The organism is Cedecea sp. Ae19-4 (genome assembly GCF_059801165.1).
Genome location: NZ_JBCHWG010000001.1, coordinates 2418626 through 2441765 on the forward strand (window position 1 = coordinate 2418626; position 23140 = coordinate 2441765).

The following is a 23140-nucleotide window of genomic DNA, read 5'->3' on the forward strand; positions in this document are numbered from 1 at the left end:
TTTTCCCCTTCTCCCTTACAGGGAGGAGGCCGGGATGAGGGTAAATATCAGAACGGGAACAGCATCGGTACCATCACCACGCTCACGATCATCACAATGACCGTAAACGGCACGCCGAGCTTCACGAAGTCGCTGAACTTATAGTTTCCTGGCCCCAGCACCAGCGTGTTCACTGGCGAAGAGACTGGCGTCATAAACGCCGCAGAAGCCGCCATCGCCACAATCATCGCAAACGGATACGGCGACACCCCCATTGATTTAGCCGCAGCCAGCGCAATAGGCGCCATCAATACTGCCGTGGCGGTATTAGAAATAAATAACCCGATAGCCGCACACATCACAAACAGGCACACCAGCATGATATATGGGCCGTAGCCACCGCCAAACTCCATCAGCCCATGAACGATCAGATCCACCCCGCCGGTTTTCTGCAGCGCTAAAGCGAAAGGCATCATCCCGACAATCAGAATAATGCTCGGCCAGTGAATCGCCTTATAGGCACTTTCCATATCAATACAGCGGAATTTGCCCATCAACAAACAGGCGATAATCGCGGCGATTGGATTGGGTATTTCGTCGGTCAGCATCAGCGCCACCATCAGCGCCAGGCAGAAAATCGCATGAGGTGCCTGGCTGTGGGCCGGGGAGGCATCCTGCTCTTCCACAGGCAGACTCAGCACCAGGAAATCACGGTTCTGCTGTGAAAGCTGGTTGATCAGCTTCCAGTCACCAACCACCAGCATAATGTCGCCCAACTGGATAGGTTCATCCACCAGCAATCCTGCCATGGCTTCACCCGCCCGCCGCAGGCCAACAACGTTAAGGCCGTAGCGGGTTCGGAAAGCCATTTCTCGCAAAGTCTGCCCCGTAAGCCCTGACTCTGGCAGCAGAGAAACCTCTGCCATCCCCACATCCAGCGCCTGATCGGAAAAATACTCCCCCCGCAGGATCATTGGCTCCAGCATTTGCTCCCCGCAAAACTCTCGCAAATCAACCTCTGAGGCCGACATGTCAATCAGCAGTACATCGCGGGCGCGGAATTCCGTACCGCCGGTCACGTTGACAATAACGCGCCGAAAGCGGCGCCAGCGCTCCAGGCCAATCACGTTCGCGCCGTAGCGTTCACGTAGCTTTAAATCGTCCAGACGATGGCCAACCATCGGTGAGCCAGGACGAATAGCCAACCGGCGAGCCCGCCCGGTCAGGCGATATTCTTTTATCAGATCGCGAAATGAACGGCGCTTCCAGCTCTCTTTGCCAGCCTCTTCGCCCTGGCCTTTGAGCGCAAAACGCGCCACCAGCATATAAAGGATGCCCAGCACCAGCACCGCCAGGCCAATCGGCGTCACGCTAAAGAACTGGAACCCCTCCAGCCCTTCACGAAGCAGTTCGCTGTTGATCACCAGGTTAGGCGGCGTCGCAACCAGCGTCATCATGCCGCTTATCAGCCCGGCAAAACTGAGCGGCATCATCAGCCGGGAAGGTGAGATTTTCATGCGCATAGAAACGCTGAGCACCACCGGAATAAAAATCGCCACCACGCCGGTGGAGCTCATAAATGCCCCCAACCCGGCCACCGTCACCATCAGCAGGACCAGCATTTTGGTTTCGCTGCTGCCCGCCACGTCCACCAGCCAGCTTCCCATCTTGGTGGCTACACCGGTGCGCACCAGCCCGTCGCCAATAATGAACAGCGCGGCAATCAGAATCACGTTGGGATCGCTAAAGCCGGAAAATGCTTCGCTGAGGCTTAATGTTCCGCTGAGCACAAAAGCGACAATCACCAATAACGCCACCGCGTCCATACGCATTTTTCCTGTGGCGAACAGCAGAACGGCAACCGCCAGTAACGACAACACCCAAATGAGTTCCGAATTCAAAACGAGTCCCTGAATGGCTGAATATTGGTGAATTGAATGTAGACGAGAATGCCATAAAAAAACCCCGCAAATGCGGGGTTAAATCATGGGATTAGTGTTTTCTTAACACTTCGACGACTCCGTCCGGGGATTTCTGGACGAGCAGTTCGGTGAGGGACGTCAGAACGTAATCCACGTGCTCAAGCCGGGGTGTATCCGCCGGGGCATTAACGGCTATCACGTGGCAACCGGCAGCCAGCCCTGAAAGCACGCCTGCTGGCGCGTCTTCAACGACCACGCACTCTTCCGGCTCCAGGCCAAGCAGCTGCGCTCCCAGCAAATAGGCATCCGGCTCAGGCTTACCGCGTGCGACGCGTTCCGCCGTCACAATCACGTCCGGTTCTGGCAGCCCACCGGCCAGGCGACGAGCGGATGCCACCGGCACGGAACCTGAAGTGACAATGGCCCACGGAATACCCGCTTCGTTAAGATGCGCCAGCAGCTCCGCAGCTCCCGGCAGCGCGACAATGCCGTCGGTATCTTCAGACTCAAGCTTCTCCAGACGCAGGAACTCTTGCTGAATCTCTTCCTCAGAAGCACCGGCCATAAAGTGGCGCAGTGAAGTAATCGCCTGCTTGCCGTGGATGAAGCCTAATACTTCTTCCGGGGAAATATTAAAACGCTTTGCCCAGTTTACCCACGCGCGTTCAACGGCGGGAAGGGAATCAACCAGCGTACCATCCAAATCAAACAAGAAACCTTTACACTTCACTCCGCGTCTCTCCTCAGGCGTTAATGATCTGCGCAATCTCGTTGGCGCTTAAGTGATACTGACGTGGGCAGGCGTGCCACACTTTCAGCATTCGTTGGTATTTGTCCCACATTGGGGTTTGGGCGTTGAAACCGTGGGTGCCGGCATCAAAATGGGTATAGCGGCCTTCAATATTCACCATAAAGCGAACATAGCCGAGGAAGCGGGCTTCGGTGGCAGCATCAAAGCCCATAAAGGTGACGCGGCGTTCATCGATTTCTTTGCCGTCTTTCAGGTTTGTCCAGGAGACATGCATCGCGTGATACATTTCCATGATGTCGATAACGATGCGGCATGTTTCTTCTTTTAGCTCGCCAAACTCGCGATCCAGCTCGCGCATTTGCAGGCCATAGCCGCGTTCGATGATGGTCTGCAGACGACGATAGCGTTCGGCGTTATCCGGGTCCATCATCGTCATCATCTTATACTGGTTAGATAAAATCAGACGTTGCGCGTGGGTCATTTCCATTTCCTGGCTCCTTTGGTACATGGAAAAATGCAGGTTACGACGAGGATAACCTTTAAGAAAGTGTGCCTTCCTTTATATGCGCAACCGCAGGGTAATTACAAATCATCCAGGAAAGTTTTATCCAACTGCTTAAACGCGCGCTTCAGCACGTCCGCCAGCGCCTGATAGTCTGGCTTACCTTCCACCGGTGCCAGCGCCTGCCCGGCTTCCTGAAGCTTCATGCGAACGTCATAAAACCACTGTAACGTCGACGGCGGTAATGGCGTGACCGAGCGCTTACCCAGCCACCACAGCCCCTGCATCGGCAGGCTACAGGCAAAGAGTGCCGTCGCCACCGCCGGGCCAAGCTGGCCACCCAACGCGATCTGCCACGTCAGGGTAAATACCGCCAGCGGCGGCATAAAGCGGATGGCATAGCGGGTGGCGCGTATCACGCGGTTTTCGATAAATACCGGCGCCAGACGCTTATCCAGCGGCCAGGTCTTCGAGTAGTGTTGCCCACGTCCGAACAGGCTAAACCAGCTTACATGGCTATTCTGGGGTGTCGACATGGCTCATACCTCAACTCTACGTATAAAAAATAAAATAATACTGTAACTCAACAACTCTAAATGACATCGTTCAAAAAATTTTGTCTTTCCGAGCCGCTATCTGCTACCCTGTGCCGGCCTTTGATGGCCGTAGTTGGGAAACCACAAGCTGTCAAACATTCTTTTACATCGCCGTGACCTGCAGCTTCAGGAATATGGCGTAAACTCTGAGTAATTTTATTCGCCATGCCGAAAAACGCTTCCGGCATGACGTTAATCATAAATGTCCGCGTCATCATGCGCTACGCTGATAGACTCACTGACGTTTTTTTAGCCACGTATCAAAAATAGGTACTTCCATGTCGAGTAAGCTAGTACTGGTTCTGAACTGCGGTAGCTCATCCCTGAAATTCGCAATTATCGATGCTGTAAACGGTGAAGAGTACCTTTCTGGTTTAGCAGAGTGTTTCCACCTTCCTGAAGCCCGTATCAAGTGGAAGCTGGACGGCGCTAAACAAGAAGCGGCTCTGGGTGCAGGTGCCGCTCACAGCGAAGCTCTTAACTTCATCGTTAATAAAATTCTGGCAGAAAAACCAGAATTGTCCGCTCAGCTGACCGCAATTGGTCACCGTATCGTACACGGCGGTGAAAAATACACCAGTTCCGTAGTTATCGATGATTCCGTGATTCAGGGTATCAAAGATTCAGCCTCTTTTGCACCGCTGCATAACCCGGCTCACCTGATCGGTATCGCTGAAGCCCTGAAATCCTTCCCTAACCTGGCTGATAAAAACGTTGCCGTGTTCGACACCGCGTTCCATCAGACCATGCCGGAAGAATCTTTCCTCTACGCTCTGCCGTACAAACTGTACAAAGAGCACGGCGTTCGTCGCTATGGCGCACACGGCACCAGCCACTTCTACGTGACTCAGGAAGCCGCAAAAATGCTGAACAAGCCGGTTGATGAACTGAACATCATCACCTGCCACCTGGGCAACGGCGGTTCCGTTTCTGCAATCCGTAACGGCAAATGCGTTGATACCTCCATGGGTCTGACCCCGCTGGAAGGTCTGGTGATGGGTACCCGTTCCGGCGACATCGACCCGGCTATCATCTTCCACCTGCACGATGCCCTGGGCATGAGCGTAGAAGACATCAACAAAATGCTGACCAAAGAGTCCGGCCTGCTGGGTCTGACCGAAGTGACCAGCGACTGCCGCTACGTTGAAGACAACTACGCAACTAAAGAAGACGCTAAACGCGCAATGGACGTTTACTGCCACCGTCTGGCGAAATACATCGGTTCCTACACCGCGCTGATGGACGGTCGTCTGGACGCCGTTGTCTTCACCGGCGGTATCGGTGAAAACGCCGCAATGGTGCGCGAGCTGTCCCTGGGCAAACTGGGCGTACTGGGCTTCGACGTTGATCACGAGCGCAACCTGGCTGCACGTTTCGGCAAGTCTGGCTTCATCAACAAGGAAGGCACCCGCCCTGCGGTGGTTATCACCACCAACGAAGAGCTGGTCATCGCTCAGGATGCATCCCGCCTGACCGCCTGATTCCCTCACCGCCAGCCTTAGCTGGCGGTGTTGTTTTCTGAGTCGAGTGAGCATATCTGCTCGCGAAAACGAAAGAGGTTATACCGTGTCCCGTACTATTATGCTGATCCCTACCGGAACCAGCGTCGGCCTTACCAGCGTAAGCCTTGGCGTTATCCGTGCTATGGAACAAAAAGGCGTTCGCCTGAGCGTGTTCAAACCTATCGCCCAGCCGCGTACCGGTGGCGATACGCCGGACCAGACCACCAGCATCATCCGTGCTAACTCCACCATCCCGGCCGCTGAGCCGCTGCACATGAGCCACGTTGAGTCTCTGCTGTCCAGCAACCAGCAGGACGTGCTGATGGAAGAGATCATCGCCAACTACCACAACAGCAGCAAAGATGCTGAAGTTGTACTGGTTGAAGGCCTGGTCCCAACCCGCAAACACCAGTTTGCGCAGGCGCTGAACTATGAAATCGCCAAAACCCTGAACGCAGAAATCGTCTTCGTGATGTCTCTGGGCAATGATTCTCCGGAGCAGCTGAAAGAGCGTATCGAACTGACCCGCAGCAGCTTCGGCGGCAGCAAGAACACCAACATCACCGGCGTCATCATCAACAAGCTGAACGCCCCGGTTGATGAGCAAGGCCGCACCCGTCCCGACCTGTCTGAAATTTTCGACGACTCCAGCAAAGCAAGCATCGCTAACATCGATCCTAAGCTGCTGTTTGCCGACAGCCCACTGCCGGTTCTGGGCTGCGTGCCGTGGAGCTTCGAGCTGATTGCCACCCGCGCAATCGACATGGCTCGCCACCTGAACGCAACCATCGTTAACCAAGGCGACATCAACACCCGCCGCGTGAAGTCCGTTACCTTCTGTGCGCGCAGCATTCCGCACATGCTGGAACACTTCCGCCCTGGCTCTCTGCTGGTTACCTCCGCAGATCGCCCGGACGTGCTGGTTGCTGCCTGCCTGGCCGCCATGAATGGCGTGGAAATCGGCGCTATCCTGCTGACTGGTGGTTACGAAATGGACCCACGCATCAGCAAGCTGTGCGAACGTGCTTTTGCTACCGGCCTGCCGCTGTTCATGGTTGAAACCAACACCTGGCAGACCTCTCTGAGCCTGCAGAGCTTCAACCTGGAAGTCCCAACCGACGACCATCAGCGTATCGAAAAAGTGCAGGAATATGTGGCCAGCCACATCGATGCTAACTGGATCGAATCCCTGACCGCGACCTCCGAGCGCAGCCGTCGTCTGTCTCCTCCAGCTTTCCGTTACCAGCTGACCGAACTGGCTCGCAAAGCCGGTAAACGCGTCGTGCTGCCGGAAGGCGACGAACCGCGTACCGTTAAAGCGGCAGCCATCTGTGCTGAGCGCGGTATCGCTACCTGTGTTCTGTTGGGTAACCCGGATGAAATCACCCGTGTTGCTGCGGCGCAGGGCGTTGAGCTGGGTGCAGGCATCGAAATAGTTGATCCAGAAGTGGTTCGCGAAAGCTACGTTGCCCGCCTGGTTGAGCTGCGTAAGAGCAAAGGCATGACCGAAGCCGTTGCCCGCGAGCAGCTGGAAGACAACGTTGTGCTGGGCACCCTGATGCTCGAGCAGGACGAAGTTGACGGCCTGGTTTCCGGCGCGGTTCACACCACCGCCAACACCATCCGTCCACCGCTGCAGCTGATCAAAACCGCACCGGGCAGTTCTCTGGTCTCTTCCGTGTTCTTCATGCTGCTGCCTGAACAGGTTTACGTTTACGGCGACTGCGCGATCAACCCGGATCCAACCGCAGAACAGCTGGCAGAAATCGCGATTCAGTCCGCTGACTCCGCAGCCGCCTTCGGTATCGACCCACGCGTCGCAATGCTCTCCTACTCAACCGGTAACTCCGGCGCGGGTAGCGACGTTGAGAAAGTGCGTGAAGCCACCCGTATCGCTCAGGAAAAACGCCCTGATCTGGTCATCGACGGTCCACTGCAGTACGACGCTGCGGTTATGGCTGACGTGGCTAAGTCTAAGGCACCAAACTCTCCTGTTGCGGGCCGTGCGACCGTGTTCATCTTCCCTGACCTGAACACCGGGAACACCACCTACAAAGCGGTACAGCGTTCTGCAGACCTGATCTCCATCGGGCCAATGCTGCAGGGTATGCGCAAGCCGGTTAACGATCTGTCCCGTGGCGCGCTGGTGGACGATATCGTCTACACCATCGCGCTGACCGCGATTCAGTCCGCTCAGCAAGCGTAAGCTCACTGAGACGCAAAAAAGGCAGCCATCTGGCTGCCTTTTCTTTTTCTGTCACCTTTAACCGCTACAGCAGCTCTTTCGCCGCCTGCACGATATCTGCCGCCGTCAGGCCATACTCCTGCTGCAGGAAGTCCTGAGTCCCGACCTGGCCGTAACGCTCCTTCACGCCCACTCTGCGCATCGGCACCGGGCAGGTTTCCACCAGCACTTCCGCCACCGCTGAGCCCAGCCCGTTGTGAATACTGTGGTTTTCACAGGTCACAATTCGGCCGGTTTTTTCGGCGTAGTTCTTCACCAGCATGCGGTCGATAGGCTTGAGGGTAAACATGTCGATGACCGCCGCGCTAACCCCTTCCTGCTCCAGCTGCTGAGCCGCTTTCAGCGCTTCCGCAACCATAATTCCGTTGGCGATTAGCGTGATATCCGTTCCCTCACGCAGCACATTACCTTTGCCGATGGTGAAGGTTGAACCTGCCTCATAAACCGTCGCCGCCTGCTTGCGAATAGTCCGCACCCAGTAGAAGCCTTCCAGCTCGATTAACTGACGCAGAATGTCTTTAAACATCACCGCATCAGTCACTTCCAGCACAACAGAATGCGCCAGCCCGCGAACAATGCCCATATCTTCAAACGACATATGGGTTCCACCGTTATGGCAGGCCGTCACCCCGGCGTCGGAAGCAATCACCTTGACGTTATTCCGCTGGTAATCCAGCGACATAAACAGCTGGTCAAAGCAGCGGCGGCTGGCGAAGGCGGTAAAGGTGTGGACGAACGGTTTGCGGCCGGTCAGCGACAGCCCGGCCGCCACGCCAATCACGTTGGCTTCCATGATGCCGCAGTTAATCACATGCTGCGGGTTATCTCGCTGCACGCCATCCATCGCCATCGAACTCATCAGGTCAGCTTCCAGCGCAATGATCCCGCTGCCTTCGCCAATCTGCTGCTGAACAAACCCGGCGTAGACTTTACGCATCTCAACGGCGTCCTGGCCGCCGCTCTGACTTACCTTAATCATGTGCCGCCTCCAGTTGCGCGATGGCCTGCTCCAGCGCCTGTTTTGACTGCTCCGTCAGGCGGAGATGGTGGGAGTTCCCCAGTTGCTCAAGGTACGGCACCCCCTGCCCTTTAATGCTGTCGAGGATCACCAGCAAAGGGCGCTGTTCGCCGCTGCGAACGGGTTTCACCGCCGCCAGCAAACCGGGAATGTCATCGCCTTTCACCTGCACCACGTCAAACCCGAAGGCGCTAAACTTCTCTGCCAGATCGAAAGCACAGATGATTTCGTCCAGCTCGCCGTCCAGCTGCTGTTTGTTCCAGTCCACAAACACCGTCAGATTGTTAAGACGGTGATGAGCAATAAACTGGAAAGCCTCCCAGCACTGCCCCTCGTTCAACTCGCCGTCGCCGACAATGCTGAAGACCCGGTTGCGACGCTGCGCCAGTTTGTGGGACAGCGCCATGCCGGCAGCAATCGAAATCCCTTGCCCTAACGAACCTGTGGTCGCATCCACACCGCGCGTTTTCAGGCGATCGGGGTGGCTGGGCAGGCTGGTACCGTTCTGGTTTAGCGTGGCCAACTGCTCCGCAGGAAAATACCCTTTCAGCGCCAGCGTGCTGTACAGCGCCGGGCCAGCATGCCCCTTCGACAGCACAAAGTAGTCGCGTTCAGCCCAGTCAGGGTCGCCCGGATCGATATTCATCACGTCGCCGTACAGCACCGCCAGCGTCTCGACCACCGACATGCTGCCGCCGTAATGGCCAAACCCCAGTTGGGTGAGCGCTTTCAGCGTCTCTACCCGGATGTCGCGCGCAAACCGCGTGACGTCAGCCAGTTCATTCATTATTTAGCCCCCGTCTTGTCTTCAGTATGTACGGCAGGAGTGCCTTTTCCTTTGCCCAGATAGTTGAACCCGACCAGTACCGCAAACACGGCGACCACTACTGCGGTAATCGCCGCAGGTGACAGGAAGCGTGCAAGGTTGCCGAGGATAATCCCCACCACGCCAAAATCGGCGTCGGAGAAGGTTGTGTTGGCGAAGCCCAGCGCGCCCAGAACAGGCAGCAGCAAGACCGGCAGGAAGGTGATCAGCAGCCCGTTGGCAAAAGCCCCCACCATCGCGCCGCGACGGCCGCCAGTAGCGTTACCAAACACGCCCGCTGTCGCCCCGGTAAAGAAGTGAGGCACCACGCCCGGCAAAATCAGCACCAGCTTCATCTGCCCTAAAAGGAACAAGCCCACCAGACCGCCGAGGAAGCTGAACAGAAAGCCCACCAGCACGGCATTCGGCGCATAAGGGTAAACCACCGGGCAGTCCAGCGCCGGACGTGCATTAGGTACCAGCTTCTCAGAGAAACCGGTAAACGCCGGGACGATTTCCGCCAGAATCAAGCGCACGCCCTGCAGGATGATGAACACCCCGGCCGCAAAGGTAATCGCCTGAATAATGGAGTAAACCAGGAAGTTCTGGCCGCCGCTGAGTTTCTCTTCTACATAAGCCTGGCCTGCACAAATCGCGAGGATCATGTAGATGACAATCATGGTCAGGGAGATGGAGATTGAACTGTCACGCAGGAAGCTGAGGTTCTTCGGCAGGTTCATCTCTTCCGTTGAGCGCGAACCTTTCCCGCACTTGCTGCCGATCCAGCCGGACAGGACGTAACCCAGCGTACCGAAGTGGCCAAAGCCGATATCATCGGTGCCGGTGATGCGGCGCATATAGCGCTGCGCAATGGCCGGGAAGAACGCCATTATCAGCCCGAGGATCAGCGACCCGGTGAACACCAGCGCCACGCCTTCAAAGCCCGCCACGGTCAGGATGACGCTTATCATGCACGCCATGTAGAATGTGTGGTGCCCGGTCAGGAAGATGTACTTCAGGCGGGTAAAGCGAGCCACAATGATGTTCGCCACCATCCCGAAGGCCATGATCAGCGCCGTGGATGCCCCGTATTTCTCCAGTGCGATAGAAACAATCGCTTCATTATTCGGAATAATACCCTGGATATTAAAGGCGTGCTCAAACATACCGCCCAGTGGATTCAAAGACCCCACTAATACGGTGGCACCGCCGCCCAAAACAATAAAACCTAATACGGTTTTAATTGAGCCTTTCACCACATCAGAAAATGACTTCTTTTGCGCTACCAGACCAATTAAGGCTATCAGCCCGACGAGAATGGCCGGGACCTTCAGAATATCAACAATAAAATTCAGCGTGCCAAGGATAAACATATCCGCCTCCGCTTATTATTATGATTAACGACCGGCGAAATAAGCGCTCAGCTTATTTTCCAGCTCATTGATATCGATGATGTTGTTGATCACCACCAGTTGGCTATCCGGCAGGCGCGCGCTGGCGGCAATATCTTTCGCCATCACAAACACATCCGCCGCGTCCGGCGTGGCGGAAGATAAATCCGAGTGTTCAACCTCTGCCTCAATATTGAGTTTTTTAAGCACCTTTTTAATATTCATTTCAACCATAAAACTACTGCCGAGGCCGGAACCGCAGATTGCCATTATCTTCATTTTGTGTACCTTATATTTTTAGTAGAGTAAGAGCGCATCGCATTTTTCAATGCAACGTAAAAACCTATGGTGTTAAATTAAAAAATTAGAATCGATTAATGATTTTTTGTATTTCCTCCAGGTTATTGGCCTGATGCAGTAACGCCATGTCCTCGTCGCTGGAAAATAGCTCAGCGAGCGCAGAAATCATTTCAATATGGCTATGGCTGTCCGGGGCCGCCAGCATAATAATGACGTCCACCGGGTCGTTCCCCTCAGAATGAAAGCTCACGCCCCGCTTCAGCTTCAGCAGCGACAGGCCAAGCCCGGTCGCGCCCTCTTCCGGACGCGCATGCGGCATCGCCAGGCCCGGTGCCAGCACATAGTACGGCCCAAGCTTTTGGTGCTGCTGCATAATGGCCGTCAGGTAATGGGGCGCAATAATCCCCGCGTCCAGCAGCGGCCGGGCGCTAATCTCCAGCGCCTGCTGCCAGTTTGCGACCTCGCCCTGAAGCTGAATAGTCTGCGGATGCAGCCATTGGTTAAGCACGATAACCTCTCGAAATCGACATTGATGATGGGCAAACTTTATTCAACGGCCCTGGGTTTAACTGTGATTGATATCACAAAGATAGCGCTACCAATAACTATCACTCAATTTTGTGATAGCGCTATCAGATTGCAATCATTGTGTTAAATCGCATTTAGGCGCACGATTTCAGGCGTATACTTGAGCGATATTTCCCCTTCGTTTTCAGGGGCCAACGTCAGCCTGGCGTTTTTCAGGTCGAGAATCAGGAATCACAATGTCCATAACCCGAAAGCGGCGAAGTACCGGTAAGGTGACGCTTGCAGATGTGGCTCAGCTCGCCGGAGTCGGTACTATGACCGTTTCGCGAGCGCTAAGAACCCCGGAGCAGGTTTCCGACAAATTACGCGAAAAAATCGAAGCGGCGGTTTCCGAGCTGGGTTATATGCCCAACCTTGCGGCAAGCGCGCTGGCCTCCGCCTCCTCGTACACCATTGCAATGGTGGTCCCAAGCCTGGCAGAATCCGGCTGCAGTGAAATGTTTGCCGGCCTGCAGCAGGTGCTGCAGCCTGCGGGGTATCAGATAGTCCTGGCAGAATCCCAGCACCGGCTGGAGCAGGAAGAGAAGCTGCTGGAAACCCTACTGGCGTCCAATATCGCCGCGGCGATCCTACTGAGCGTGGAACACAGCGACACGGTGCGAGGCTGGCTGAAACACGCCAGCATTCCTGTGCTCGAAATCGGTGCCACCCGCGCCGATCCGCTGGACATGAACATCGGCATTGATAACGTCGCCGCCATGTTTGAACTGACGGAAATGCTCATCCACCGAGGCTATCAGAATATCGGGCTACTGTGCGCGAACCAGGAACAGTGGATTTTCCAGCAGCACCTTCAAGGCTGGTACAAAGCGATGCTGCGCCACCATATGTCGCCCAACAGGGTGATCAACGCTGCCGCGCCGCCGAATTTCTCCACCGGGGCCGCACAGCTACCCGAGTTTTTGCTGGCCTGGCCGGAGCTGGATGCGCTGGTTTGCGTGTCGGATGAGCTGGCCTGCGGCGCGCTGTACGAATGCCAGCGCAGGCGCATCAAAGTGCCTGACGACTTAGCCATCGTCGGGTTTGGCGACAGCGACGTGAGCCGCGTGTGCCAGCCAGCGCTGACCACCATTGCGGTACCGCATCGTAAGATTGGGATTGAAGCCGGGCGAGCGCTGTTGGCAAGAATTAACGAAGAAGAATGGGACAGAAGCCCGACTATCGCGTCATCGCTGTGTATGCGGGAGAGCTGCTGATTTTCCCTCACCCAGGTCCCCTTCTTGCTGGAAAAGGATCGGGGTGAGGGCCAACAATTACTCGCTTTCTTCGCTTTGTGACTCGTTTTTGGCGTTGCGGGTCATCCACAGCGCCAGCGCCTTCAGCGAATCAGGGGTAAATTCGTCACAGCGCGCGGTGATCTCTTCCGGGGACATCCAGCTCACTTCGCTGACTTCTTCTTCCTGCAGCGCGAAAGGCCCGTGGGACACGCAGCTAAAAAGCCCGCCCCAAACGCGGCAGCTATCGTCTTCGAAGTAGAACTGCCCGTGTTCCGCGAACGGCACGCCGGCAATACCCAGCTCTTCTTCCGCCTCGCGGCGAGCTGACTCGAGCATTTGTTCATCCGCCTGTACTACGCCGCCTGCGGTAGCATCCAGCATGCCCGGCATGAAGTCTTTAATTTCGGTGCGACGCTGCACCAGAATTTTGCCCATGCCATCGTGAACAACAATATAGGTCGCGCGATGACGCAGCCGCTGCGCACGCATTTGCTCGCGGCTTGCCTGCGCGATGACCTCATTGTCCTCATTAACAATATCTACCCATTCCGTGCCGACAAAATGACTCTGTTCCACCATCAGGGAAACCTTATTCAGGGGCGCTCTTACGGCGCGTTATTGGATTAACCTGTCAACGTTACGGGGTAATACGCACCTGTGCAATAACCCCATCACTCTCCAGCGTGCGAACGGTCAGAACACCATCATCCAGCATCCCGTAACTGGCCTCAAAACCGCCCTTCGGTATGCTGACAGAGCCCGGATTAAACAAATAGATCTGTTCGTGCTTTTCTGCAACCGGAAGATGCGTATGGCCGAAAATCAGAACATCGCCAGCGGACAGCGGCGGCAAATGCCCAGGATGATAAAGATGCCCGTGGGTCAGAAAAAGCCGCTGCTCCGCCAGCAAAACCTGCTGCCAGGGCGCGGTAATCGGAAACTGGAGCAGCATCTGGTCCACTTCGCTGTCGCAGTTTCCGCGCACCGCGATAATCTTATCGGCAACGCTATTCAGGCACTGCGCCACCGCTGGAGGATTATAGCCTTCGGGCAACGCGTTCCGAGGACCGTGATTCAGTAAGTCGCCCAGAATAACCAGCCATTTCGCGCCGCTGTGTGCAAAACGTTCGAGGACTTTTTCCGTAGCGGGTAGCGAACCGTGAAGGTCCGAAGCAAACATCAGTTTCATTTATCCCTGGCTCCAGTAATGACAATCCGCCAATCATAACGAATTCCCCGCCCGCTATCAGCCTGCGTTTTTGGCCGACTGTGCCAGCCAAAGCTGCACCGACGCGCGCTGCCACTGAAAGCTCGCATACTCTTTCAGCCGCTCAGGCACTTCATCCCCGTTCAGGATAAGACGGTTGAGCATCAGCGCCAGGTCGGTGTCGGCGATAGACCATTCACCAAACAAATTTGGCTGCCCTTGCGGGAGCAAATGCTCTGCGGTAGCGATTAACTTCTCTGCAGCCCGTTGGCCCGCCGGGCTTAGCGCCGGTTTCTTCTCGCCGGCAAAGACCACGGCCGTGGAGCGCTCTTCCCGAATGGGCATTAAGTCGCTGCGAAGCCACGCCTGCACCTGCCGCGCCCGGGCGCGTTTTTCAATGTCATGAGGATAAATGCGTTCCCACGTCGGCGGCGCAAAACGCTCTTCCAGATATTCATCAATGGCGGAGGATTCGCTGAGCACAAAATCGCCAACCGCCAGCACCGGGACGCGGCGAGTCAGATCAAACCCCTTCCAGCCAGGCTTTAAATTCTGGCCACTGGCGAGGTCGATGGTTTGCAGCGCAAAGGCGAGTCCTTTCTCTTTCAGCGCAACAAAAACGGAAAGCACATAGGGGCTGAAACACTGGCTATCGGTCCACAACGTAATGGCAGGCTGGCTCATCATATCCTCACTTATTCGCGCGACAGGTTATTGAACATAGAGCGAAAAAAGCGTTTTGTCATCCGCTTAAAACGCACCATTGCGGTGCAGAAATAGCAATAACTTCTATACTCGAAACATTTGCCAAAATGGACTAACCCCTGGAGTGACCATGATCGAACTTTATTATGCGCCTACCCCAAACGGCCATAAAATTACCCTGTTTATGGAAGAGGCCGGCCTGGAGTACAAAATCCACCGGGTCGATATCGGCAAAGGCGAACAGTTTCGCCCGGATTTTTTGGCTATCTCGCCGAATAACAAAATTCCTGCCATCGTGGATAACAAACCGGCCGACGGCGGCGAGCCTTTAAGTCTCTTTGAGTCCGGCGAAATTTTGCTTTATCTGGCGGATAAAACCGGGTTACTCCTCAGCAAAGAACTGCGCGCCCGCCATGCCACGCTGCAGTGGCTTTTCTGGCAGGTCGGCGGCTTCGGCCCGATGCTGGGCCAGAATCACCATTTCAACCACTTTGCTCCGCAGCCCGTCCCTTATGCTATCGAGCGCTACCAGGTTGAAACCCAGCGTCTTTACGGCGTACTCAATAAACAGCTGGAGAAAGCCCCGTGGCTTGGCGGCCACGATTACAGCATTGCGGACATCGCGACTTATCCCTGGGTGGTGTCCCATGAGCGCCAGCGCGTTGACCTCGCCAATTTCCCGGCGGTAAGGAACTGGTTTGAGCGGATCCGCACCCGGCCTGCCACCGTGAAGGCTTATCAGCGGGCAGATAAGGGATAATCCCCGGTTCAGGTTTTTTCCCGCGCTGGTGTATCCTGTGGCGGGAAAAGACTAATAAGGAACCTGCAATGTCATCCATGCAACCAGACGCCATTATTCGCATTAAAAACCTGCGCCTGCGGACTTTTATTGGTATCAAAGAAGAAGAGATCGCCAACCGGCAGGATGTCGTGATTAACGTCGCTCTCCACTACCCAGCGGGCAAAGCCAGGGAGAGTGAAGACATCAACGATGCGCTGAACTACCGCACCGTGACCAAAGACATCATCCAGCTGGTTGAGAATAACCGCTTCTCCCTGCTGGAAAAATTAACTCAGGATGTGCTGAACATCGCATGCGCCCACCCGTGGGTGACATATGCTGAAGTAGAGATCGATAAACTTCACGCGCTCCGCTACGCCGACTCGGTATCCATGACCCTGAGCTGGCGGCGATAAGCGCGTCCAGGTGGGAGGAAAGTATGGAGATCCTGATTACCGGCGGCAGCGGGCTGATTGGCCGCCACCTGACAGCTCGCCTGCTCGAGCTGGGCCATACTGTTTCGGTCGTCACGCGTGCGCCGGAAAAGGCCCGCAAGCGGCTGAATAATCGCGTCGTACTGCTCAAAGGGCTCGACGGCTTACAGAATCTCGACGCCTTTGACGCGGTCATCAACCTGGCCGGGGAGCCGATCGCCGATAAGCGCTGGAGCGAGGAGCAAAAGCAGCGCCTGTGCCAGAGCCGCTGGCAAATCACCGAGCGGCTGGTCGAGCTGTTTAAAGCCAGCCAGCAGCCGCCCAAAGTCTTCATTTCCGGGTCAGCCACCGGCTATTACGGCGACCTTGGCGAAGTGGTCGTTACCGAAGACGAACCTCCCCACAACGAATTTACCCACAAGCTTTGCGCCCGCTGGGAGCAAATCGCCTGTGGTGCGCAAAGTGAAAAGACGCGAGTTTGCCTGTTACGTACCGGCGTTGTTTTAGCCCCCAAAGGCGGAATTCTGGCCAAAATGCTGCCGCTGTTCCGGCTGGGGCTCGGCGGCCCCATCGGCAATGGCAGGCAGTATCTGGCGTGGATCCACGTCGACGATATGGTAAACGGCATTCTCTGGCTGCTGGATAACGACCTGCGCGGGCCGTTTAATCTGGTTTCCCCTTACCCGGTTCGTAACGAACAGTTTTCCCATGCTCTCGGCCATGCCCTCAAGCGCCCGGCGATACTTCGCGCCCCGGCCACGGCCATTCGTCTTCTGATGGGGGAATCTTCGGTGTTAGTGCTCGGCGGGCAGCGGGCGCTGCCTAAACGCCTTGAGGAATCCGGCTTTGGCTTCCGCTGGTTTGATTTAGATGAAGCTCTGGCGGATGTGATTCGCTAACGGCAAAAAGCCGGGTTTATCCCCGGCTTTTTCATTTTACTGCTCTACAGGGCTCATTTTCCCCGCGTCAGCTTTATCCTTCACCCTTTTCGGCTGCGGAACTTTGATGATAAACGTCAGCACGCCCGCGAACAGATACAGCCCGGTGTACGCCCAAACTACGCCCACAATGTCGAAAAACGGCAGGATCAGTGACGCAATAGCCGGTGCCACAAAGTTGCTCATCCCCGCCGACAGGTTATAGATGGAAATGGCCGCCCCGCGATGATGCGGCTCCAGGGTTGGAAACACCGCCGTCATCGGCACAAACGCCGCGACAAAAGTGCCGAGCATGACCGCCGGGATCAGCGCCACCCAGAAGTTATGCCCCACCCACACCGGCAGGTAATAAAACGTCAGGCTGGAGATCGCCATACCTAAACAGCCGAACCAGCGAACCTGGCGGATCCAGCCGATGTACTCCCCCATGATTCCCCAAAAGATATTGGTGAAAATGGTGACGAAGAAGAACACCGCCCAGATTTGCAGCCATTCTGAAATCGTAAAACCGAGACGGTCAACAAACAACAGCGGCATCACTATCGCAAAGCCAAACAGCGACAGCGTGTTAATAATGCGGATAAGACAGGCGTAAAACACGTCAGGGTTGCTGAACAGAATGGTCACGGCCCGCGACATCTCCGTCATTTTCTCTTTCAGCGGCAAATTAACCCGCGAACGGTCAACCGGTACATTACGCAGGCTGAAGTAGGCGATAAGCCCCCCGCCCGTGACCCAGGCAATGGCCATCCACAGCGTCCCCGTTTCGCCAAATGCCGGGATAGTCAGGCTGGGCAGATAGCTCCCTACCACGCCGATGCCGATAGAGTACATCGCCCAGAACCAGCCCGTTGCCGCCGCCAGCCTCTCACGCGGTACCACCTGCACCAACATCAGCATGAAGGAGTAGATAAACAGCGGATAAGCCAGGCCGCGAATGCCGTAAAACAGAAGCATCAGCGGGTAGTTACGCATCCCGAGGCCAAGCGTCATAAACAATGCATGCATCACGACCCAGGTCACAAAACCAATCAGCATTGCTTTTTGCGGGGTGATAAGCTCAGCGACTACGCCGGAAGCCCAGGCCGCCAGACCTGCCGCAAGGCCATACAGAGTAAACACCATCGCTGATTCCGCGGGCGTAAAGCCCATGTCGGTAATGTGTTTAGACAAAAACGCCATCTCGAAACCATCGCCGCTCATAAAAATAGCGATGGCGACAAATCCCCACAGCAGATGTTTAGGTAAACCAAACCAGTAGTGTTTAGATTGCATCACACTCTTCCTCGTTCACGGGTACAGGGGTTTCCGGCGGCAGAGAGGCCGCCGGAAGGGCCGTCAGGGCAGCAGCTTACGAGCGGCTTTTTGTTGTTGGTAAAGCAGATGGAACACGGACAACCGCTGCTGCAGCACACTTTGCAGTTTTTTACGCGGCGTGAAGCGCTGTTGAACAGGAGGCTTGCGGCAAACAACTTCTTCTACGCCGCCGTCGGCCAACCAGCCAAGGCGAGCAGCACCGAGCGCTCCGGAGGAGCTCGCCGGATGGGTCACAATCGGCACATCCAGCACGTCGGCAATCAGCTGCGCCCAGATAGCGCTACGCGCCCCTCCGCCGGTCAGGCTGCATTGGGTAATCTGGCTGCGGGACGTCTCCAGCACCGCCATGCCGTCCGCCAGGCCAAAAGTCACGCCCTCAATCACCGAATACCCCAGTAAGGCACGGCTGGTTTCATGGTTGAGTGCGAAGAAACTCCCCATGGCGTGAGCATCGTTATGCGGCGTGCGCTCCCCAGACAGATAAGGCAGGAAAACTGGCGCATGCTTTTTCTGCTCGTCGCTCAGATCTGCCATTTCCTCCATAAGCTGGCTTTCGGTGACCGACAGCAGATTGCACACCCAGCGCAGGCAACTGGCGGCGCTGAGCATTACGCTCATCTGGTGCCAGCGCTGAGGTAGAGCATGGCAAAAAGCATGCACGCCGGATTCAGGGCGGGTTTGCAGCTCGTCGTTTACCACGAAGATAACGCCAGACGTGCCGAGCGAAATAAACGCATCGCCGCTGTTCACCGCGCCAACGCCCACTGCCGAGGTAGCATTATCGCCACCGCCGCCGGCGATATTAACGCCGGAGCTAAGCCCCCACTCGGTCGCCAGGGCGGAACGTAAAACGGCGCTGACTTCGCTGCCCTCTACCAGGCGCGGCATCTGGCTGCGGGTTAGTCCGGTCGCCGCCAGCAGTTTGTCTGACCAGTCACGTTTTGCCACGTCCAGCCACAGCGTTCCGGCGGCGTCCGACGGGTCAGAAACGAACGCGCCGCTCAGCCGCCAGCGCAGGTAGTCTTTCGGCAGCAGCACCTTATCCACGCGGGAAAAGATTTCCGGCTCGTGCTCCGCCACCCAGCGTAGCTTCGGGGCGGTAAAACCGGGCATCACCAGGTTGCCGCTGATGGTCAGAAATTCAGGGTGTTCTGCCGTGAGCCGAGCGCATTGTTCGGCGCTGCGCGTGTCGTTCCACAGAATGCAGGGACGCAGCACTTTTCCCTGGTCGTCCAGCAACACCGCGCCGTGCATCTGCCCGGACAAGCCAATAGCGCGAATTTTCGCCCAGGCATCAGGCATTTGTTGGCGCAGCGTAGAGACCACCTGCTGCGTCGCCTGCCACCAGGCCTCAGGATCCTGCTCCGCCCAGTGCGGATGCGGGCGCTGAACGGTTAATGCCGCGTGAGCAGAGCCTAAAATTTCACCCTGCCCGTCAATCAGCAAAGCCTTTAGTTCAGAGGTGCCGATATCGATACCAAGATACATAGCGCCTCCTTAAGCTGCTGCCAAAGGCGATTGAGGAGACTTGATCCACGCCTCAAGGCGAGTGACCGTCCGCGCCATCAGCTCATGGAAAGCGGAGGAATGCGCGAGTTCAGCAAACAAAGTTTCGTCGCTGACAAAGGCTTTGAGCGGCTCAGGAGCGGCGAACAAGGCCCGAATCGCGTCGTCCTGCATGACGCCATCCTGGTACTCATAAGGCAGTTGACCTTGCGCCCAGCGCTGCAGGAAGAGGAAGAACAGTGCGGGCAGAACCGCCGTGGCCGCAGGCTCCTCACCTCGCTGATAGCACTCCATCAGCGTCGGGGTAATAAAGCCAGGGATCTTGGACAGGCCGTCGGCCGCTACGCGCTGGTTGGTGTCTTTGATATAGGGATTACTAAAGCGGGCCAGCACCACATCCCGATACTCAGCCAGATCCAACGGGCTTGGCGACAGTGAAGGAATAACATCCTCCGTGACGTAGTCCCATGCCATCTGCCTAATCGGCTGCTGCACGGTACTTTCATCAATGTAGTTCAGCCCGGTCAGCGTCCCCGCCCAGGCTATGCAGCTGTGGCTGGCGTTCAGAATGCGAATTTTTGCCTCTTCATACGGCAGCACTGATTTCACCATTTCGACGCCAACGTTCTCAAGCGGCGGGCGACCGTTGATAAAGTCGTCCTCGATAACCCACTGAATAAAAGACTCCCCCATCACCGGCACCTTATCGTCGAACCCCGTCGCCGCTTTCACCCGTGGAGCAATGTCTGCCGTAGGGCGAGGGGTAATACGGTCAACCATGGTGTTAGGCGACACGGTGTGGGTGCTCACCCAGTCAAACAGCGCGTGGTCACCCTTCGCCTTCAGGAACGACAGAAAGCCGTGGCGGAAGCGTTCGCCGTTGTGGCGCAGGTTATCGCAGTTGAGCAGCGTTACCGGCTCACCGCCGTTGCTCATACGCCGATGCAGAATGCGGCTGAGCGCGCCGTAAAGCGTGGTCATGCCCCCGGCAAGATCGGCTTTGACATCCGGCTGATGAACGTCCAGCTCGTGCTGCGGCGTGAGATAATACCCGGCTTCGGTGACGGTGAAGGCGATCACGCGGGTCGACGCTCTGGCCCCCTCTTCAACCAGGGCTGTAATCTCTTTATCCCACGGCAGCACTTTTCGGATAGAGGCAATCTTTTCGTAGGCTCGGACACCTTCCGGCGTAACAGTTTCCAGCACGTATTCGCCGTGCTGCGCCGCCAGTTGACTCAGCAACTCGCCGGCATCATCGCGGATGTTGCCCAGCGAAATACTCCAGCCGTCATCGCCCTGCTCGCGCAGCTGATTGAGATACCACGCCTGATGGGCACGGTGGAAAGAACCTGCGCCAATATGCATCCATACCGATTTCGTCGTCATGATTCACCTCAGAATTAAGCATTTGTCATTTTCATGGGCATTTGCCCGATTGTTATAGTCTAGTTGCGGCAGGTGCCGTCTTTCTGAGATCAAACTCACACAGACAACATTTGCCCATAAAAATGACTTTTGCCCAATTACCAACGAAACGCGCGCGGAGTAGAATGTGTTTCAAAGAGTCATAAGGTGTCGCCATGAGCAGAGAAGAGAAAAAACAAGAGCAAGCCGCACGCGTTGCCTGGATGTATTACGTGGCAGGTATGACGCAGCAGGATATTGCCCGCGAACTGGGCATTTCCCGTCAGGTCGCTCAGCGGCTGGTTTCTTCCGCACGCGAGCAGGGTATGGTAACGGTGAAAATTGCCCATCCGGTCGCCCGCTGCCTGAAGCTGGCGCAGCAAGTCCAGGCGCGTTTCGGCCTGGAAATCTGCCGCGTGGTGCCTTCGGAAGGGCTGGATGACGAAGCTATCCAGCAGATGCTGGCGGTGGAAGGTGCCGAAGTGATGTCACAGTTTATCGCTGACGAGCAGCCGCAGGTTTTCGGCATCGGCTCCGGGAAAACGCTGCGCTCAATCATCGACGTGCTGCCGTGGATCGAACGCCCGCAGCACCACTGCGTCTCAATGATTGGGGCGATTGCGCGCGATGACTCGGGTACGCGCTATGACATGCCGCTAAAAATGGCGGAAAAAATGCAGGGCAAATATTATTTCATCCCCGCCCCTCTGTACGCCGACAGCGAAGAAGACAGAGACATGTGGTGCCGGCATAAAGTGTACCAGCGAGTAACAGACCGGGCGCTGGCGGCCAATGTCGCGTTCCTCGGTGTTGGCGAGGTGGACATCGGCTGCCCGCTGAACGCCGAGGGTTTTATTACCGACGAGCAGGTCAACATGCTGCACCGCCAGGGCGTTGCCGGTGAAATGCTGGGGCATTTCTTTGACCACGATGGCCAGCGCGTTTACAGCGAGCTGGATGCTCTGCTGACCAGCGTGCCGCTGCAAAGCGATAACCCACGTAAGATCATCGCTTTTTCCGGTGGAGCGCGAAAATTTGCCGCCATCAAAGCAGCATTGACCGGTCGCTGGATGTCAGGCCTGGTAACGGATGAGAGTACGGCGGTAAGGTTGTTGGCTGAGAGGTGAGGCGTTATTCACCCTGACCCCGGCCCTCTCCCAGAGGGAGAGGGGGAAAACAATGAATGCCCACTCCGATTCGGAAGGGAGAAAACCATCAGTCCCCTCTCCCTTTGGGAGAGGGTTAGGGTGAGGGATTACTTCAACGAACCAGAAAGGAACTGCTGCAGGCGAGCGCTCTTAGGGCTGCCAAACAGCTCGGCTGGCGGGCCTTCTTCTTCAATGCGCCCTTGATGCAGGAAGATAACGTGGCTGGAAACATGCCGGGCAAAGTCCATCTCGTGGGTGACCACGACCATGGTTTTCCCCTCCTCCGCCAGCTTCTGCATAATGCGCAGGACTTCGCCCACCAGCTCCGGGTCAAGCGCCGAAGTAGGCTCGTCAAACAGCAGCACTTCCGGCTCCATCGCCAGCGCACGGGCAATGGAAACGCGCTGCTGCTGGCCACCGGACAGATGCACCGGGTATTTAAAGTACTGACGCTCGTCGATGCCGACTTTGGCCAGGTACTTAATCGCCCGTTCTTTTGATTCCTGCTTGCTCAGCCCAAGCACCTGAATAGGCGCTTCCATCACGTTTTCCAGCACCGTCATGTGGCTCCACAGGTTGAAGTGCTGGAACACCATCGTCAGGCGAGTGCGCAGCAGGCGCAGCTGGTTTTTGTCGGCGACTTTGAGCTGACCGTCTTTATCCCGCACCAGATTGATGTTCTGGTTGCTGACCACAATCGTGCCTTCACTTGGTTTTTCAAGGAAATTAATGCAGCGCAAAAAGGTACTTTTGCCCGAGCCAGACGAACCGATGATGCTGATCACGTCCCCGGCGTTAGCCTTCAGAGACACCCCTTTGAGCACTTCATGTTCGCCGTAGCGTTTGTGCAGATCCGTTACGTTTAATTTAATTTCAGCCATCAG

At 56.1% G+C, this 23140-nt stretch carries 24 protein-coding genes; 7 read left to right on the forward strand and 17 right to left on the reverse strand.

Annotated features, from left to right (window positions below; all coding sequences use genetic code 11):
* Positions 1–47: 47 nt before the first annotated feature.
* The 5 genes from AAIE02_RS11410 to AAIE02_RS11430 all read right to left on the reverse strand — a co-directional run bounded on the left by AAIE02_RS11410 (position 48) and on the right by AAIE02_RS11430 (position 3950).
* Positions 48–1880 carry an SLC13 family permease gene (locus AAIE02_RS11410; RefSeq protein WP_008459768.1) on the reverse strand — a complete coding sequence of 611 codons (1833 nt, stop codon included), beginning with the start codon at positions 1878–1880 and terminating at the stop codon, positions 48–50.
* Between the two features lie 91 nt (positions 1881–1971).
* Positions 1972–2667: a sugar phosphatase gene (locus tag AAIE02_RS11415; protein ID WP_498532556.1), complete on the reverse strand. Its 696-nt coding sequence runs from the start codon at positions 2665–2667 to the stop codon at positions 1972–1974.
* Entirely contained in the window at positions 2645–3139 is a 495-nt protein-coding gene (locus AAIE02_RS11420) for a YfbU family protein (RefSeq protein WP_166990919.1), read from the reverse strand. The genes AAIE02_RS11415 and AAIE02_RS11420 overlap by 23 nt, the downstream gene beginning before the upstream one ends.
* Before the next feature lie 95 nt (positions 3140–3234).
* On the reverse strand, positions 3235–3690 hold the full coding sequence (gene yfbV / locus AAIE02_RS11425) for a terminus macrodomain insulation protein YfbV (protein WP_008459760.1): 456 nt from the start codon (positions 3688–3690) through the stop codon (positions 3235–3237).
* 56 nt (positions 3691–3746) lie between these two features.
* Entirely contained in the window at positions 3747–3950 is a 204-nt protein-coding gene (locus AAIE02_RS11430) for a hypothetical protein (RefSeq protein WP_157141428.1), read from the reverse strand.
* 78 nt (positions 3951–4028) lie between these two features.
* Between AAIE02_RS11430 and ackA the strand changes: the two genes are divergently transcribed.
* Together ackA and pta are read left to right on the forward strand one after the other, a co-directional pair.
* Positions 4029–5231 (forward strand): acetate kinase, encoded by a 1203-nt coding sequence (gene ackA, locus AAIE02_RS11435; protein WP_008459758.1) that lies wholly within the window; start codon positions 4029–4031, stop codon positions 5229–5231.
* Positions 5232–5316: 85 nt separating this feature from the next.
* Entirely contained in the window at positions 5317–7458 is a 2142-nt protein-coding gene (gene pta, locus AAIE02_RS11440) for a phosphate acetyltransferase (RefSeq protein WP_166872182.1), read from the forward strand.
* A 64-nt stretch (positions 7459–7522) separates the two neighbouring features.
* Here the strand turns inward: pta and AAIE02_RS11445 are convergent, their stop codons facing one another.
* From AAIE02_RS11445 to AAIE02_RS11465, 5 genes are all read right to left on the reverse strand, one after another.
* Complete coding sequence (locus AAIE02_RS11445; protein ID WP_008459755.1) at positions 7523–8476, reverse strand: transketolase family protein; 954 nt, start codon at positions 8474–8476, stop codon at positions 7523–7525.
* Positions 8469–9302: a transketolase gene (locus AAIE02_RS11450; protein ID WP_336706914.1), complete on the reverse strand. Its 834-nt coding sequence runs from the start codon at positions 9300–9302 to the stop codon at positions 8469–8471. Before AAIE02_RS11450 ends, AAIE02_RS11445 begins: the two co-directional genes overlap by 8 nt.
* On the reverse strand, positions 9302–10693 hold the full coding sequence (locus AAIE02_RS11455) for a PTS ascorbate transporter subunit IIC (RefSeq protein WP_008459752.1): 1392 nt from the start codon (positions 10691–10693) through the stop codon (positions 9302–9304). Before AAIE02_RS11455 ends, AAIE02_RS11450 begins: the two co-directional genes overlap by 1 nt.
* Before the next feature lie 24 nt (positions 10694–10717).
* Positions 10718–10990, reverse strand: coding sequence for a PTS sugar transporter subunit IIB (locus AAIE02_RS11460; RefSeq protein ID WP_008459751.1), 273 nt, complete (start codon positions 10988–10990; stop codon positions 10718–10720).
* A gap of 85 nt (positions 10991–11075) precedes the next feature.
* On the reverse strand, positions 11076–11519 hold the full coding sequence (locus tag AAIE02_RS11465) for a PTS sugar transporter subunit IIA (RefSeq protein ID WP_166872180.1): 444 nt from the start codon (positions 11517–11519) through the stop codon (positions 11076–11078).
* 256 nt (positions 11520–11775) lie between these two features.
* On the opposite strand from AAIE02_RS11465, the gene AAIE02_RS11470 reads away from it, so the two are divergent.
* Complete coding sequence (locus AAIE02_RS11470; RefSeq protein WP_008459749.1) at positions 11776–12795, forward strand: LacI family DNA-binding transcriptional regulator; 1020 nt, start codon at positions 11776–11778, stop codon at positions 12793–12795.
* A 57-nt stretch (positions 12796–12852) separates the two neighbouring features.
* Here the strand turns inward: AAIE02_RS11470 and yfcD are convergent, their stop codons facing one another.
* From yfcD to yfcF, 3 genes are read right to left on the reverse strand one after another with little or no spacing between them, the layout of a single operon-like run.
* Positions 12853–13395 (reverse strand): NUDIX hydrolase YfcD, encoded by a 543-nt coding sequence (gene yfcD / locus AAIE02_RS11475; protein WP_039305105.1) that lies wholly within the window; start codon positions 13393–13395, stop codon positions 12853–12855.
* Positions 13396–13453: 58 nt separating this feature from the next.
* Entirely contained in the window at positions 13454–14005 is a 552-nt protein-coding gene (gene yfcE, locus AAIE02_RS11480) for a phosphodiesterase (protein ID WP_008459747.1), read from the reverse strand.
* Positions 14006–14062: 57 nt separating this feature from the next.
* Positions 14063–14707 (reverse strand): glutathione transferase, encoded by a 645-nt coding sequence (gene yfcF / locus AAIE02_RS11485; RefSeq protein WP_498532694.1) that lies wholly within the window; start codon positions 14705–14707, stop codon positions 14063–14065.
* Positions 14708–14858: 151 nt separating this feature from the next.
* On the opposite strand from yfcF, the gene yfcG reads away from it, so the two are divergent.
* From yfcG to AAIE02_RS11500, 3 genes are all read left to right on the forward strand, one after another.
* Complete coding sequence (gene yfcG, locus AAIE02_RS11490) at positions 14859–15488, forward strand: GSH-dependent disulfide bond oxidoreductase (RefSeq protein ID WP_498532557.1); 630 nt, start codon at positions 14859–14861, stop codon at positions 15486–15488.
* A gap of 77 nt (positions 15489–15565) precedes the next feature.
* A complete protein-coding gene (gene folX, locus AAIE02_RS11495; protein ID WP_192810979.1) occupies positions 15566–15925 on the forward strand; it encodes a dihydroneopterin triphosphate 2'-epimerase in 360 nt (119 codons plus the stop codon).
* Positions 15926–15948: 23 nt separating this feature from the next.
* A complete protein-coding gene (locus tag AAIE02_RS11500) occupies positions 15949–16842 on the forward strand; it encodes a TIGR01777 family oxidoreductase (RefSeq protein WP_336706907.1) in 894 nt (297 codons plus the stop codon).
* 36 nt (positions 16843–16878) lie between these two features.
* Here the strand turns inward: AAIE02_RS11500 and AAIE02_RS11505 are convergent, their stop codons facing one another.
* The 3 genes from AAIE02_RS11505 to dalD all read right to left on the reverse strand — a co-directional run bounded on the left by AAIE02_RS11505 (position 16879) and on the right by dalD (position 21090).
* The gene (locus AAIE02_RS11505; protein WP_498532558.1) at positions 16879–18156 is read right to left on the reverse strand and encodes an MFS transporter; all 1278 of its coding nucleotides are present in this window, start codon (positions 18154–18156) and stop codon (positions 16879–16881) included.
* Positions 18157–18219: 63 nt separating this feature from the next.
* Complete coding sequence (gene xylB, locus AAIE02_RS11510) at positions 18220–19686, reverse strand: xylulokinase (RefSeq protein WP_008459740.1); 1467 nt, start codon at positions 19684–19686, stop codon at positions 18220–18222.
* A gap of 9 nt (positions 19687–19695) precedes the next feature.
* Positions 19696–21090, reverse strand: a complete 1395-nt coding sequence (gene dalD, locus AAIE02_RS11515; RefSeq protein ID WP_498532559.1) for a D-arabinitol 4-dehydrogenase — start codon at positions 21088–21090, stop codon at positions 19696–19698.
* Between the two features lie 194 nt (positions 21091–21284).
* On the opposite strand from dalD, the gene AAIE02_RS11520 reads away from it, so the two are divergent.
* Entirely contained in the window at positions 21285–22235 is a 951-nt protein-coding gene (locus tag AAIE02_RS11520; protein ID WP_498532560.1) for a sugar-binding transcriptional regulator, read from the forward strand.
* A gap of 128 nt (positions 22236–22363) precedes the next feature.
* Here the strand turns inward: AAIE02_RS11520 and hisP are convergent, their stop codons facing one another.
* Positions 22364–23137 carry a histidine ABC transporter ATP-binding protein HisP gene (gene hisP, locus AAIE02_RS11525; protein ID WP_498532561.1) on the reverse strand — a complete coding sequence of 258 codons (774 nt, stop codon included), beginning with the start codon at positions 23135–23137 and terminating at the stop codon, positions 22364–22366.
* Positions 23138–23140 lie beyond the last annotated feature (3 nt).

Coding starts and splice junctions, on each gene's coding strand:
- AAIE02_RS11420 (WP_166990919.1), bottom strand. CDS start 3,139: ATGGAAATGACCCACGCGCAACGTCTGATTTTATCTAACCAGTATAAG.
- yfbV (WP_008459760.1), bottom strand. CDS start 3,690: ATGTCGACACCCCAGAATAGCCATGTAAGCTGGTTTAGCCTGTTCGGA.
- AAIE02_RS11430 (WP_157141428.1), bottom strand. CDS start 3,950: ATGATTAACGTCATGCCGGAAGCGTTTTTCGGCATGGCGAATAAAATT.
- ackA (WP_008459758.1), top strand. CDS start 4,029: ATGTCGAGTAAGCTAGTACTGGTTCTGAACTGCGGTAGCTCATCCCTG.
- AAIE02_RS11445 (WP_008459755.1), bottom strand. CDS start 8,476: ATGATTAAGGTAAGTCAGAGCGGCGGCCAGGACGCCGTTGAGATGCGT.
- AAIE02_RS11450 (WP_336706914.1), bottom strand. CDS start 9,302: ATGAATGAACTGGCTGACGTCACGCGGTTTGCGCGCGACATCCGGGTA.
- AAIE02_RS11455 (WP_008459752.1), bottom strand. CDS start 10,693: ATGTTTATCCTTGGCACGCTGAATTTTATTGTTGATATTCTGAAGGTC.
- AAIE02_RS11460 (WP_008459751.1), bottom strand. CDS start 10,990: ATGAAGATAATGGCAATCTGCGGTTCCGGCCTCGGCAGTAGTTTTATG.
- AAIE02_RS11470 (WP_008459749.1), top strand. CDS start 11,776: ATGTCCATAACCCGAAAGCGGCGAAGTACCGGTAAGGTGACGCTTGCA.
- yfcD (WP_039305105.1), bottom strand. CDS start 13,395: ATGGTGGAACAGAGTCATTTTGTCGGCACGGAATGGGTAGATATTGTT.
- yfcE (WP_008459747.1), bottom strand. CDS start 14,005: ATGAAACTGATGTTTGCTTCGGACCTTCACGGTTCGCTACCCGCTACG.
- yfcF (WP_498532694.1), bottom strand. CDS start 14,707: ATGAGCCAGCCTGCCATTACGTTGTGGACCGATAGCCAGTGTTTCAGC.
- yfcG (WP_498532557.1), top strand. CDS start 14,859: ATGATCGAACTTTATTATGCGCCTACCCCAAACGGCCATAAAATTACC.
- folX (WP_192810979.1), top strand. CDS start 15,566: ATGCAACCAGACGCCATTATTCGCATTAAAAACCTGCGCCTGCGGACT.
- AAIE02_RS11500 (WP_336706907.1), top strand. CDS start 15,949: ATGGAGATCCTGATTACCGGCGGCAGCGGGCTGATTGGCCGCCACCTG.
- AAIE02_RS11505 (WP_498532558.1), bottom strand. CDS start 18,156: ATGCAATCTAAACACTACTGGTTTGGTTTACCTAAACATCTGCTGTGG.
- xylB (WP_008459740.1), bottom strand. CDS start 19,686: ATGTATCTTGGTATCGATATCGGCACCTCTGAACTAAAGGCTTTGCTG.
- dalD (WP_498532559.1), bottom strand. CDS start 21,090: ATGACGACGAAATCGGTATGGATGCATATTGGCGCAGGTTCTTTCCAC.
- AAIE02_RS11520 (WP_498532560.1), top strand. CDS start 21,285: ATGAGCAGAGAAGAGAAAAAACAAGAGCAAGCCGCACGCGTTGCCTGG.
- hisP (WP_498532561.1), bottom strand. CDS start 23,137: ATGGCTGAAATTAAATTAAACGTAACGGATCTGCACAAACGCTACGGC.